At 58.6% G+C, this 12,176-nt stretch carries 11 protein-coding genes; 4 read left to right on the top strand and 7 right to left on the bottom strand.

Annotated elements, in window-relative coordinates:
* Nucleotides 1–353: 353 nt before the first annotated feature.
* Nucleotides 354–1,199, bottom strand: coding sequence for a class I SAM-dependent methyltransferase (locus AC1D2R_RS29905; RefSeq protein WP_477973190.1), 846 nt, complete (start codon nt 1,197–1,199; stop codon nt 354–356).
* 573 nt (nt 1,200–1,772) lie between these two features.
* On the opposite strand from AC1D2R_RS29905, the gene AC1D2R_RS29900 reads away from it, so the two are divergent.
* Nucleotides 1,773–3,146 carry a hypothetical protein gene (locus AC1D2R_RS29900; protein WP_477973188.1) on the top strand — a complete coding sequence of 458 codons (1,374 nt, stop codon included), beginning with the start codon at nt 1,773–1,775 and terminating at the stop codon, nt 3,144–3,146.
* Nucleotides 3,147–3,245: 99 nt separating this feature from the next.
* Here AC1D2R_RS29900 and AC1D2R_RS29895 read toward each other — a convergent pair whose 3' ends face one another.
* From AC1D2R_RS29895 to AC1D2R_RS29880, 4 genes are all read right to left on the bottom strand, one after another.
* On the bottom strand, nt 3,246–5,033 hold the full coding sequence (locus AC1D2R_RS29895; RefSeq protein WP_477973186.1) for a type IV secretory system conjugative DNA transfer family protein: 1,788 nt from the start codon (nt 5,031–5,033) through the stop codon (nt 3,246–3,248).
* A complete protein-coding gene (locus tag AC1D2R_RS29890; protein WP_477973184.1) occupies nt 5,030–5,335 on the bottom strand; it encodes a mobilization protein in 306 nt (101 codons plus the stop codon). Before AC1D2R_RS29890 ends, AC1D2R_RS29895 begins: the two co-directional genes overlap by 4 nt.
* 310 nt (nt 5,336–5,645) lie before the next feature.
* A complete protein-coding gene (locus tag AC1D2R_RS29885; protein ID WP_477973183.1) occupies nt 5,646–6,212 on the bottom strand; it encodes an NADPH-dependent FMN reductase in 567 nt (188 codons plus the stop codon).
* A complete protein-coding gene (locus tag AC1D2R_RS29880) occupies nt 6,209–7,333 on the bottom strand; it encodes an FAD-dependent oxidoreductase (protein WP_477973181.1) in 1,125 nt (374 codons plus the stop codon). The genes AC1D2R_RS29885 and AC1D2R_RS29880 overlap by 4 nt, the downstream gene beginning before the upstream one ends.
* A gap of 132 nt (nt 7,334–7,465) precedes the next feature.
* On the opposite strand from AC1D2R_RS29880, the gene AC1D2R_RS29875 reads away from it, so the two are divergent.
* The gene (locus AC1D2R_RS29875) at nt 7,466–7,861 is read left to right on the top strand and encodes a MarR family winged helix-turn-helix transcriptional regulator (RefSeq protein ID WP_477973192.1); all 396 of its coding nucleotides are present in this window, start codon (nt 7,466–7,468) and stop codon (nt 7,859–7,861) included.
* A gap of 593 nt (nt 7,862–8,454) precedes the next feature.
* Here AC1D2R_RS29875 and AC1D2R_RS29870 read toward each other — a convergent pair.
* Entirely contained in the window at nt 8,455–9,186 is a 732-nt protein-coding gene (locus AC1D2R_RS29870) for a GntR family transcriptional regulator (RefSeq protein ID WP_477973179.1), read from the bottom strand.
* Between the two features lie 242 nt (nt 9,187–9,428).
* On the opposite strand from AC1D2R_RS29870, the gene AC1D2R_RS29865 reads away from it, so the two are divergent.
* Both AC1D2R_RS29865 and AC1D2R_RS29860 read left to right on the top strand, forming a co-directional pair.
* The gene (locus AC1D2R_RS29865; protein WP_477973177.1) at nt 9,429–10,442 is read left to right on the top strand and encodes an SIS domain-containing protein; all 1,014 of its coding nucleotides are present in this window, start codon (nt 9,429–9,431) and stop codon (nt 10,440–10,442) included.
* Nucleotides 10,443–10,572: 130 nt separating this feature from the next.
* The gene (locus tag AC1D2R_RS29860; RefSeq protein WP_477973175.1) at nt 10,573–11,385 is read left to right on the top strand and encodes a PfkB family carbohydrate kinase; all 813 of its coding nucleotides are present in this window, start codon (nt 10,573–10,575) and stop codon (nt 11,383–11,385) included.
* 33 nt (nt 11,386–11,418) lie between these two features.
* Here the strand turns inward: AC1D2R_RS29860 and AC1D2R_RS29855 are convergent, their stop codons facing one another.
* Nucleotides 11,419–12,171, bottom strand: coding sequence for an amino acid ABC transporter ATP-binding protein (locus AC1D2R_RS29855; RefSeq protein ID WP_477973173.1), 753 nt, complete (start codon nt 12,169–12,171; stop codon nt 11,419–11,421).
* Nucleotides 12,172–12,176 lie beyond the last annotated feature (5 nt).

Below are 12,176 nucleotides of genomic sequence, written 5' to 3'. Positions count from 1 at the left end.
CGCAACGATCTTCGAGATGAACGTCGAAAGTTACAGGCGTCGCTCTGCCATGGAGGCAAAACGCCAACGTGGAAGGCCGTCCTCATACGCGACAATCAACAACACAAACGAGATTGTCGCGGAGCGTCAATCAGACCAATGAATGACGCTTGCGAGCGTCAATCAAACAGATAAACTCACCCAGCCAGCGACACACAGGATTCTCATCCAGATTGTCGCGCGCCTCTCATCCAGATCGCCGCGCTATAGCCAAACCCATCGAAGAACCCTGTCATGAGCCTGTGTATTCGTTTACGTGGCTATCGGGATTCGTCGAGTTCAGTGGCCGACTGGCGCAAAGGAAAAACCTCAGACTATCGCGTACCGACGACTATCATTGCCGTCGAGCGAAGGTGAATCTTCCCGTCGGAGACGGATTGTCGCGCTAGCTCCAAGACCTCGCGACGGATTTTCTCCCCTGTTACGGTGTCTGCCTTTGATAGTCCGGCGACGACGGGCGCGGCGACTTCAGTCATGAAATCCCAGTAGCGCTCTGGGTTGTCGTGCACCATCATAGTGGTGACTTCTTCCTCGGCGACGTCGTGAAGACCCGCCTTTTTGAAAGTCTCGACCATCATGCCCTCAGGCGCGCAGCGGAACAAACCCGGCGAGCCGGGTGGGGGCGAGGGAATTTCCACGTGGCGGGCGATAGTGCCCATGATCGTGGTCGCCCATGGGTTTTTGGCAGGAGTGCTCCATACTGCCGCGCAAACTCGGGCACCGGGCTTTGCCACGCGTGCCATCTCCTTGGCGGCAGCAGCAATGTCGGGGAAGAACATGAACCCAAACCGGCAGAGAACGGCGTCGAAGCTGGCATCGGCAAAAGGCAGCGCTCCCGCTTCACACAGCTCAGTCTGAAAGTTTCTCAGTCCACGCTTGGCCGCATTTTCGGCGGCCACGGCCAGCATGTGTTCCGAGAGATCGGTTACGGTGACATGACCATCGGGGATTGCCGCTGCCGCCGTTAGGCCGGGTTCTCCGGTGCCAGCGGCTACGTCAAGCACTCTGAAGCCGTTCGCGAGATTTGCGCGCCGAAGCATGGTGTCACCAAACGGGGCGAGCCAGTCCAGAACCAAGCTGTCCCATTTCTTCCAGCCGGCCGAAAACTTATCCCAGGTCTCACGTTGCTGGTTACGGATATCGTCGAGATTCGCTGACATGCACGCTTCCTCCCTGATGAGCCCAACCGGCAAAACCCTGAAGTCATGCACTATGGACCACTATTGCCGGGTTTCAATGGAATTGCGCGCCATGCCCAGCAGATGCTGGGTTTTGCTGGGATCCCGCGGGACCTTTCGGCCCACGTTCGGCCGGTGGTGTCCGCCTGGAGAAGCGATCACTGTCTTGCCTCTTATAATTCTTCCTCTTTTCATGCGCCGGAGTTAAATTGTCTGAGGGCGAAGGGCCTAGGGTCACACGTGCCCGGTTCACGTCGCAGGCGTGCCATGCACGTCGTTCGTGTTGACGGGGCATTTGCATCGTGAGGTTTAGAGCAAAGCTGATTGGAGGAGCCGCAGGCGGCGCAGGCCATGTGTCCGTCAGAAACTCGCTTCTCTGGCTCACCATATCGTCCATGCCGCTCGCATATGCTGGCTTATCCCGACAGATTTCGAGCGTGCCAGCCGCTATTGACGCCTTTGACGCGAACCCGGCCTTCGGCGCGTAGTCCCGCCGTACCGACCCCCCCCGCCATCGCGGGTGCCACAGAACCACTTATTGGATTGGAGGATGCAATGACACACACGCAAAGTCCCTGTCGTGTTGCTAAGGGTCTTCGGCAGATCTTGCTGGTGTTTGTTGCAGCTGTGGTTCTCAGCGGCTCCCCGCCGGTCGTGTTCGCGGGACCAGCCGTGTCAGCGGACAATGTCGACATGCGTGACGTCATTGCTCGCCAGTTTGAGGCGTTCGACCCGCAATATCGGGAACACCGTCAACACTATTCAGAGCGTCTCGAAGGGCTCGAGAGGAGGATCGCCGATGAGCAAGCCGCAGGCATCACCTTGCAATGCTCGGAGCAAATGTATCTCGAGGGAAAGTGGCTGCTCGGCTACACGGCGAACTGGGGTGCACTCGAGGACAAATTGGAGCGTATCGAGCGGAGTTTGCAGGACAAAAGTCAGGATTTTGCTCGCGAGCAGTCACCCGTCGATGGCTTTTGGGGGCTTTGCTATGATCAATGGTTCATGCGAGTGGGTGAGACAGCGACGGCGTTCAGCCTCCTCTCGAACCAGGGGGCTCCCCGCTATCGCTTGCGCCCGCGGCTCCCCACAGGACGTGAGCTCATCAACTATCTTCAAGGTCTGCTCGTCTCGGACATCGAAAACACAGGTATCGACAACCGCGGCGAACTGAGCAGCGTGTTGGCAAGCTATTCAACGGCAGCCTACAAACATGACCTCCAGGACGTTCTTGCCAACCATGTAGCACTTGACGAGAAGATAGACTGGGAAGAAATGCGCGAGGCTGCCTGGTTTTTTATCCACGGCTCACAAGATATTAAAACTGGCTATTGGGGCGCGTGGTACGTCATCGATGGCAAGATACGCAAGACCACCGATCTCAGCATGACGTTTCACATTGTGCAGTACAGCAAGGGCGAAGTGGACCATTGGCCGCAGATCATAAGGACGACCCTTGCCATCAAAGACGATGCCTACCCCTTTGGGTGGCGCAGCAATGGGAAGTTCACCAACCACAACTTTTATGATGTCGCGGCGATCTTCAAGTACGGCTGGCCGCACATGAGCGAGGAGGAGCGAAAGATGGTCCGCGGTGAGATCCGCCAGATGTTGCTCTGGTCCTTCGACAACACCCTGAACGCCGACGGGACCTATCGGTACACTCCAGGCTACGCGGACTCCTATGCAGACGAGTATTATTTCGGCGTATCGCTGCTTGATGTTCTTGGCTACTGGAATCCCGCCCAGAGGTTTTGGACTGACGAGCCGCTTGAGCCGACCTTGGCCGGTCGCGCCGACTGCTGCCTGATAAAGCAGCGCGTAGACGCATTCGACTTTAAGGGCTGGGCCGGTGCTGGTGCTTTGGAAAAGCTCACGAGAAGCTGCAGCGTGTGTTCCCAACCAGGTCAGTCTGCAACGCAACGCTAGGCCGCGGCACCGCGAGTATCGCGACTGGAGAAAAGGCAGAAAATAGCTTCGGCATGTCCATTCCCCCCAAGTGATCCTTCCGTTTGCGGGCCCATACTATCAGTGGGTTTGGGGATTCTGGTCCCCTGGGGACCTTCCATATCCCGCATTCGACGATGGCCTGGATGCTGCCGGCTCGGGGAGTTCCGCGCATTGAACGGCCGCGGCTTGCACACCGCGCTCATGGCGATCAAACATAGCTGCGAACTCTGCATCGCGGTGGTAGCTCAACTTGCTCGCCAAGATCGGCCGCTGCCCCGCAAGCAAAAGCAACGCGCGCCTCCCGGGCAGCCCGCGAACCTCATCCGGTGTCAGCAGTGGTCGCCCAATATGGTGTTCAGCGAACGATAGTCCTGATTGTTGCGCGTCCAACGCCCGCGCCATGGTCTGGAACACGACCGTCTCATGACCAATCAGATCAGAAACCAGACGGGCGCTGTCGTGATCGTTGACGCCGAAGACTTGCAGCACAGCTGCATTCGACAGGAACGTGCCGGCGCGTTTTCCATATGTGGCACGCAGCTGGTGAACGTCCTGGAGGATTGGCCAGAGCTGCACACCGTAGCCCGCCATTAGACCCATCGCACGCTCGATCGCATCGAGGCGCCCAAGGGCGGCAAACTCGTCGAGCAGGTAAAGAACCGGCGAGGAGCTTGTCGCTCGACTGCGGGTCATCTCCAGCAGGCTTTGCGTCACCATCAGGCGCAACCATCGTGCATAGGCCGAAAGACGGTCGGGCGGCAGCACCAGGAAGACCGTCACCGTGCGATTTTTGAGATCGGCGAACCGGAAATCGGATCGTTGAAGGACGCTTGCCATGCGCGGACTGTCGAGAAAATGGGTATGGCGCTGCGCTGCGGACAGCACACCTGCTGCTTCGCGCTCCGACTTGCCGAAATGTCGGTTGGCGGCGCGCGCAACAAGGCCGCCCATGGCTTCGCTTTGCTGCATCGTCTGCAGCATCGCGACGAAGCGTTCCGGCGCGAGTGTGAGCGCTTCGCGTACCGTCAGGAGCGTGCGCCTGTCCTTTGTTTCACAGGACGCGATGTGAAGCATGATCCCTGACACAAGCGCCTTCGCTTCCTCGTTCCAATGTGCTTCGCCCGCCTGGCCCGGTTCGTCATAGACAAGGGTATCGGCAAGTGTAGCTGCATCCTCGGCGATGTCGGGACTGTCGGGATCGAGCGTATCGAAGGGATTGAAGGCGGACGTCGTGTGGGTAGTGGCGCCGAAAGGATCGAGAATATGCACCGGCCCGAAGGCGGTGCGGGCGCGCATTGTGATCCGTGCATTCTCGCCCTTTGGATCGATGCAGATGAGGGAACGGTTGGCTGTTAGTAGGTTTGGGATGATCGTTCCGACACCCTTGCCCGTGCGCGTCGGTGCCATCGTCAGCAGGTGCGATCGGCCGTCATAGCGAAGGAGCATTCCGGACCGTGGATCGCGGCCAATCAAAAGTCCGGTCTGCGATCGGGTGAGGGGGGCAATCTCACCGGCCGTGGCAAAGCGTGCCGATCCATGGGTGTCGCCCTCTGCTCCGCCAAAATGCTGGATCATCGGATTGCTGATCACTCGAAACAGAATGAAGAGGATCAATCCGGTCACAGCAATATTGCCGGCATGCCAGAGCACATCTCCCCTCACGAGACCGGCAACATCGCGCATGAACCAGTCAGCCACCCAAATGACCACGAAGACGACGATGACCATCGGCACGGCGTTGTTCGCCAGATACCGGCCGGAACGAAATGGCGCGAGAACCACCGAGGCGATCGCCCAGACGGGATCGCGCCTTGCTGCATGGATCATGTTTGCAAAGGCGTTCCACGCCGGGCGAAGCAGGGTCATGTGCTTTGCTCCGTGATCTCATCGGCACGGGTGATCTGGCTTGGTGGCTCCAACAGATCGCCAAACAGCACCTTGTCTGTGTCCCTGATCAGGAAGCCTGGAAGCTCGCGACGCAACCAGTCGCTCAGCCGAGCCGAGAATTCCGCGTTCGGATCGCTCTGCAAGCGATGCAGCAAGAAGGCGCCGAGCAGGACCTTACGTCTGGTGTCGACGGCGCGCTGCTGCTTGCTCAGTCGAATTTGCAACGTTCTCTTTTGCACCTCCAATTGCGCCAGGCGCTCCTCGATCGGTCGACGCGGCATGTGTCTGCTCCGGGTTCGATTTCGGCTCGTCGCCGAACAATTGCGGTGAGCCATCCTGACCAAGACCTGCAGTCGTCGGCAACGCGCATATTTGCGTGCTGCGCCATCCCGGTTACTGACCCACACCAGAGCGAGCGACATCGCCGTTTGCTCACGACATGACCGGAAGAGGGAAGCGATGGACAGCGCGGCGAGGGTCGATGCCAAAGGAAACCGAGTTACCGGTCGAAATCCCGGCATTCACGCGTGGCTCGAGGAATTTGATGACGCGATCGTCGCTGATCGGTCGTTGCAGGGGACCAGGGATACCTTAGGTAGAATTACGAACTGATCGCATTGCCTTTGCCCATTTCACCAGCTGATTCAACTGAGCGTCGAGCTCTTTAAGCTTAGCCTCAGGTGGATTTGGCTTCGAGAACTGCTCGAAATCGCTCCACAGCGATAGGTCGACGTGGTTGGCGATCGTCGCGACATTCAAAGCGCCCAAGATTGAACGCAACGGCTCGACGGCGCGGACGCCGTTGGCTTGAGCGCCATAACTGACGAAAGCGGCAGCCTTGTCGGCCCATTCCTTGAAAAGGTAATCGATGGCATTGATGAGCGCCGGCGCGGGACCGTGATTGTATTCGGGTGTCACAAAGATAAAACCGTCGAATTTGGCAACGGCTGCCGCCCACCGCTTGGTGTGTTCCTTGGTATAGTCACCGCGAGCGGGGGGAACGGCCTCATCCAGGAGAGGCAGGTCGAAAGCGCCAATGTCCAGCTTCGTAGCGCGCAAATCCGCGCGGCTACTGGCATGGCCCGTGACCCAATCGGCCACGGCGGGCGATTTCGTTCCAGGCCGCGTGGTGCCGGTGACGACGGCGATCTCGATCATTCGCTTGCTCCTTGTATTTGTGGTGAAGGGTTGCCAAGGCTTTCGAAGAAGCTGAGGAAGCCTGCCGGTGCATCATCGGCAAAGGCGAGCGCCAGGTTGGCGGCGGACTGCTCCTGATAAGGCGTCGTGCGCTCGGCCATGCTCGCCTCATACGTCTCGAATGCCGCGTCAAGGTCGTTGCGGTGAGCAAGGATGGCGGCTGCCAGGTCGCTGGCATCGGCCATCGCGAGATTCACGCCTTCTCCCGCAAAGGGAGACATGAGGTGAGCCGCATCGCCGACAAGCGTCGCTCCGTGTGCGCGCAGCCAGTATTTCCCCGTTGGGAACGCATAGATCGGGCGCGAGACCAATGCGCCATCGCTCTTGGAGAGCATGGCAAGATAGGCCTCCCCCCATCCGTTATAGTGATTGATGAGTGTCTCTCGGGAAAGCTCCTCACGGACCAACTGCTCAGGCAGGCTGAGCGCGGCGTAGACGCAGAGCTCGTCGGCCGGTTCCCGGTGGCCGATGATCCCCTGCCCTTTGGATAGGGCAAACATGAGGCCGTCGCCGACGAGACGCCGCACCACGGGATAGTTGCGGGTAGCTTCAAGGAATCGCATTTCGATGAAGGTGATGCCGGTGTAAATTGGCTTCCGGTCGGTGAGAAGCGGGCGGACTTTCGACCATGCACCGTCTGCACCGACGACGGCATTGGCGTACCTTACGCCACCATCGGCCGTTATGATCCTGAAACCGTTGGCGTCCCGCTCAATCGCTCTGACACTACTGTTCCATTGGATGATGTCGTTGGGCAGAGCTTCGACGATCAGGCGACGCAGTGTGCCGCGGTCGATTTCTGGCCGGCTCCCGTTCCCTTTGTCTTCGAAGAGAATCGTCCCGTTGCGATTGAGGAGGCGCACGGCATCGCCCCCCGGCAGAACATGATCGAGCACCGACTGGTAAAGGCCGGCAGCCTGCAGAGCCGGCTGGCCTGTAGCCTCGTTGAGATTGAGCATGCCGCCCTGGTGACGTGTCTCGAGCGAGGGATCGGCCTCGAGAATAACGCACGCCACTCCTCCCTCGTGGAGCAAATAGGCAAGCAAAGGGCCGGCGATGCCGGCACCTATTATAGCAATCATAACAAGCCTCTCATCTAGCGCGTGACTTTCTGCCGCGGTCATGTTTATATAGGAGCCTATACATTTGAATAGGATATAATGCAAGTGGTACGACCGAAATGGATTTTGGCAGATCGGCCTGGGCATCTCGTGATGCGGTTGGCGCGTCTCATGTCACGCTACGCCGAAGAGCGTATTCAACCGTTGGGTACAGGGATCGCTGGCTATCCCGTGATCAACGCGCTCAGCGAAACGGGCGAGATGACGCAAAAACAACTGACGGAACTTCTCGGGGTCGAGCAGTCCAGCACGGCGCAATTGCTTGGTCGTCTCGAGCGTGACGGGTTTGTCATGCGCCGAAAAGATCCGGATGACGGAAGGAGCAGCCTCATTCGACTTACCGCGAAGGCAGCAGATGCGCTTCCGGCCATATCGGACATCATGGATAAGGGTAATGATCTTGCCGTGGAGGGTTTCAGTAAGGAAGAAATCAATCTAGTGATCGACTTCCTGAAGCGCATGCTCGCGAATTTTGATCGACGGGAATAGGTGCGTAGGATCGTTGCCCACGATTCTTGGCGAAAGCCTCCCGCGTACTGCATGATCATTGCCTTCGTTCATATCGCAGCCGTGAGAAAGACGTTTGTGTCGGTAGACCACTCGGTATGACGGAGCCGGCATTCGATGGTCAGCACATTTTCCTCCATGATTGGGTGGGTAACCGAGACGATATGAGAGTTAGTGCGCTCCACACCACGCACCATGTCAAGGGTGCAGCGAACTCGTCTGCGGGAGAGACGATCACGGTCGCCACGCACTCACACGGGAGGAACCTTCGTCCACTGACCCACAGGACCAAAAAAATTCAATTGTGCGATTCCACGGTAGCAGTTGTGTCGTGCCGACGCTTTTTTGCTGCCCTCAGGATTACCTGAAGGACCTCCCGTCGGTGGCTATTCCGTCGCAGATCGTCGGGCGAGGCGCAGGCGGCTGATCTGGTTCTGGACTTCGCCTCGATACCTTCATCGAGGACGATGACGTCAGCGAGAAATTCAGGTTTGAGCCTGTATCACTAGGCGTCAAGGCGCGGCCGAAGGGGTCGACGCTTAAGCCGCTTAGGCGGCTCGTTGATGACCGAGAGCTCACTTTCGCACCAGGCTGAAGGAAAAGTGGCTGCCGCGGTGGTAGTCGATCGCGTAGACGACGGGCAGACCCTCCGCGTTGAAACAGGTCTCGGTGATCAGGAGGGCAGGGCCGAAATCGCGCAAATCGTTACGGTCGACAACATCGTCCGGCAGCATCACCGCGGTCACGGATGCGGCTGACATGCGCGGTCGCTGCTTGTGCTGCTCCAGCAGCGACAGCAGTGATCCGCTCCAGTCGATATCGTAGAGGCGTGCAGGGATGATGTTGCGCGGTACGTAATCGAGACAGTACATGATCGGCGTATCGTGTTCGAGCCGAAGGCGTTCAATCCGGATCACACGTTCGCCAGGCTCCAGGCGCAATTGCTTGGAGACCGTCGTGTCGGGGGTCTCTTCCGAGATCGACAGAACCTTGTTTTTCGGCGCGTATCCATATTGGCGCGCCATGTCAGTCACGCTTTCGAACACGGTGATCGGCCGGTCGACCTGCACGGCCGCAATGGCCGAGACGAAGCGGCCGCGGCCGTGCTCAACATAGATCATTCCGTCCTGTTCGAGCAGCTTCAGTGCCTCCCGCAATGCGGGGCGAGAGATCTGGAAGCGATCAGTCAGCTGCGCCTCTGTGGGTAGTTTGGCGCCGGGCTGCAGACCCTCGTCGCGTATCAGGTCAGCAATGCGATCGCGAAGCTGGATCACCAGGGTACGCGAATCGCGCAGGGGCTCGTTCAAGGCAATCCTCATCGTTTTCGAAAACTTGGTGTTTCTTGTCTGACAAATACCGAAAGGTCAAGCAACCGACCCGTAACGGAAATCCGCTATTGACAGGGCGAGTGCTTCCCGCGGTGTCCTTCAGGGGGTAAATGCGCTTGACAGCCTAAAACGAAGATGTCAGTTGTCTTACAACATTGTCGGGGACGGCAACGTATGAGGCGACCGTGGGCGGCCACGATCATGACAACAGAGAGTTTTCCATGCTGAACTTCGACGAACAAAGATTTCTGCGCATCCAGTGCGGCGCTGCCGGCCTTGCCACCCGCTTCGATGACGTCATTGCGGGCTGCATCGCCGCGGGCGCCAAGAACGTCTTCTTCCTGGGCACCGGCGGTGCTGCGATCTTGATGCAGCCGGCCTACCAGTTGCTTCAGCGCGCGTCCTGCTTTCCGTCCTTTATCGATCTGACGGCAGAGCTCGTCATCACCGGTTCGGCGAACCTGACGAAAAACTCGATTGTCGTCATGCCGTCACTGTCGGGGACCACCAAGGAGAGCGTCGCACTGCTCGCCAAGATCAAGGAGATCGGCGCTACGGTTCTGACCCTTGTTGGCCACGAGGAGACGCCACTCGGCAAGGGCGGCGACCATGTCTTCGTCAACTTCGCCGAGGACGATACGTCGTGTGAATCCTTCTACCTCCAGTCCCTGTTCATTGCGCTTTCGATCATGAAGCAGACAGGCGAGATCGCGAACTACGACCAGGTGATCAGCGAACTTCAGAGCCTTCCGAAGCTCCTGCTCGAGGTAAAGCGTGCCTACGAAGGCAAGGCCGAATCCTTTGCCAAGATCCTGGCGGCGTCGGATTACCACATTGTCACCGGCGCCGGGAACGTCTGGCCGGAAGCCTTCTACTACGGCATGTGCATCCTTGAGGAAATGCAGTGGATCCGCACCCGTCCGGTGCATGCCTCGGACTTCTTCCACGGCACGCTCGAACTGGTCGAAAAAGGTGTGAGCGTCATCCTGTTCAAGGGCGAGGATGAGTGCCGTCCGGTTGCCGATCGCCTCCAGAATTTTGCCCCGAACTATACCGATAGGCTCACTGTCCTCGATACCGCTGATTTCGAGCTGCCGGGTGTTTCGCCACAAGTGCGCGGGCTGATCTCGCCGATTCTGCTCGCCACCGTGCTTGAGCGCATCAGCGCCCATCTCGAAGTCATGCGCAACCACCCGCTGACGACGCGTCGCTACTACAAGCGGGTTGCCTACTGAGCCGCCATCGGCAAGATGAGCGTTCGGCGGCACTCGGCCGTCGGGCAAGACACTGAGACTGCCATCATGATGGGCCGTGACCGTCGCGTGACGTTCACGGCCCTTGATGTGACGGAACATTCGAGGTTTCATGACCCGTTACCGCTTCGCCATAGTCGGCGACAATTGCGTTGATCGCTTCCAGCCACCTGTCAGCCAGTCACTGATCGGCGGCAATGCGATCAATGTTGCCGTTCAGCTCGCGCTGCTGGGTCACGAGGTCTACTATTTTGGTGCGGTTGGCCCTGACCGCGACGGTGTTCGTACGCGCGATCTGCTGTTGGAGAATGGTGTTCGGGTCGACCATATGCAGATATTGCCCGGTGAAACCGCCTATACGAATATTGAAATCACCGACGCTGGAGACCGCATATTTGCTTATGAGCAGTTCGGGGTTTGCCAGAACTATAGTCCGAGCGACGAGGATTTTGCCGCGCTCGCGGACATGGATCATGTCCATATAGGATGGATCGCCGATCAAGGCGTCGTGCGCCGCAAGCTTGCGGCATCCGGCAAAAGTGTTTCGCAGGACGTGTCTGTCAACAACGATCCTGTCCATCTCGGCGTTGATACCCTGCGCATCGCCTTCGGCTCGGCCGGTGAGAACCGAAAAAGTGCTGAGGCGATGATGAGGGATTTTCTTTCCGGCGGTGCCAAGCTTGCGGTCGTGACGCTTGGTGGTGAAGGTTCGGCCGCAACGGACGGGAGCAAGTGTGCGGAGACCGGGATCACGCCCGTCGATGTCGTCGATACCACCGGAGCCGGAGACAGTTTTGTGGCGGGTTTCCTGCATGCTTTTGTTGCGGGGACCGATCTCGAAACCGCGCTTGTCTCGGGGCGCGACTGCGCGGCGCGCACGTGCGGTCACGTCGGCGGCTTCCTGCAAGAACCGCAACCTCTTTGAGAGCCGGGCGTGGTGGCCACGCCCGGCATTCCGTCAATGCAGGATCTGGCTGAGAAATAGCCGGCTGCGTTCATTTTGAGGATTGTCGAAGAACTCGGCGGGCGATGCCTGCTCGACCACGCGGCCCTGATCCATGAAAATCACCCGGTCGGCGACCTGGCGGGCAAAGCCCATCTCATGCGTGACGCATATCATCGTCATGCCTTCGTCTGCCAACGATACCATGGTATCCAGCACTTCCTTGACCATTTCCGGATCAAGTGCCGAGGTTGGTTCGTCGAACAGCATGACCTTCGGGTTCATGCAGAGCGCCCGGGCGATGGCGACGCGCTGTTGCTGGCCGCCGGAAAGCTGCCCCGGATATTTGCCAGCCTGATCGGGAATGCGCACTCGCTCGAGGAAGTGCATCGCAATTTCGGTCGCTTGCGTCTTTCTCATCTTGCGAACCCAGACCGGCGCCAGGATGCAGTTTTCGAGGATTGTCAGATGCGGGAAGAGGTTGAAGTGCTGGAATACCATGCCGACTTCACGCCGTACCTCATCGATGTTCTTCTCGTCTTCAGTCAGTTCGACGCCGCCGACAACGATCCGTCCTTCCTGATGGGTTTCCAACCGGTTGATGCAGCGGATCAGTGTCGATTTTCCCGAGCCGGAAGGGCCGCAGATGACGAGGCGTTCCTTCTTGGCAATCGCAAGGTTGATGTCATCGAGGGCATGGTATTGCCCGTACCACTTGTGCACGCCGGAGAGTGCGATCTCGGCGGCGGCGTTGGGCGATTGCGGCATTGATT

The sequence above is a fragment of the Rhizobium sp. P1_C7 genome, assembly GCF_056406295.1.
The sequence above is the reverse complement of the archived record's forward strand: the minus strand, read 5'-3'. Positions and strand labels throughout refer to the sequence as shown.